The 1,061-nt window shown below is 53.6% G+C and carries 1 protein-coding gene; it reads right to left on the reverse strand.

Annotated features, from left to right (window positions below; translation table 11 throughout):
• On the reverse strand, positions 1-1,061 hold a 1,061-nt coding region (locus ACWXWW_RS17815; protein WP_455971319.1), incomplete at both ends, for a hypothetical protein.

Genomic DNA, 1,061 nt, shown 5'->3' on the forward strand with positions numbered 1-1,061 from the left:
GCGCGATCTCGTCGACCGTGAGCCCCGCGGCGACGGCCCGATCCACGTGCACGCGGACGCCGTCGGCGCCGCCTTTTCGCTTCTCTCCGTTCCTTCTCCCTCTCTCCTTTCTCCTTTCTTCTCCTCCTTCCTCTCTCTCTCTTCTTCCTCTCTCCCTCCTCTTTCTCTTCCCTTTTTCCCTCTCCCTTCTCCTCCTCCCTCTCCCTCTTCCCTCCCTCCCTCCTTTCTCTCTTCCTCTCCCCCTCCTTTCCTCTCTCCTTCTCTCTCTTCTCCTCTTCTTCTCCTTTTCCCTTTCTCTTTCCCCTCCTTTCCTCTCCCCTTCTTTCCTTCTCCTCTCCTCTTCTTCCTTCTTCTCTCCTTCCTCTCTCCTCTTCTCCCTTCCCCTCCCTTTTCTCTCCCTCTCTTCTCTCTCCTCGTGGGTGCCGGCTTTTCCGTCCACTTTCGCTCGTCCTTTCCTTCTCTCCCTCTCTTCTTTCCTCCCCTCCCTTCTCCCCCTCCCTCCCCCCCCTCTCTTCTTTTCCTTTTCCTTCTCTTCTTTCCTCTCCTCCTCCTTCTCTTCTCCCTCCCTTCCCTCTCCCTCTCCCTCTCCCTTTCTCTTCTCTCTCTTCTCTCTCCTTCTCTCCTCTCTTTCTCTTCTTCTCTTCTTCCTTCCTCCCCCTCTTTCTTTCCTTCTTCCTCTCTCTCTTCTTCCTCTTTCTCTTCTCTTCCCTCTCTCTTCCTCCTCTCTTCTCTCTCCCTTCTCTCTTCCTCCCCCCCCCCTTCTTTCCTTCCCCCTCCTTTTCTCCCCCCTTTCCTCCCCTTCCCTCCCCTTTCCCTTTCTCTCTTCTCCTTCTCCTTTTCTCTCTTCTCTTTTCTCCCCCTCCTTTCTTTTCTTCCCTCTCTTCTCCTCTTCTCTTCTCCTCCCTTTCTCTCTCTTTCCCTCCCTTCTTCCCTTCTCTCTCTTCTTCTTCTTCTTCTTCCTTCTCTTTATTCTTCCTCTTTCTCCCCCTCTCCTTTTCCCTTTCTCTCCCTCCCTCCTTTCCCCTCTTTTCTTCCTTCTTCTCTCCCTTCTTCTTTCCCTT

Source organism: Microbacterium sp. KNMS, assembly GCF_053851835.1.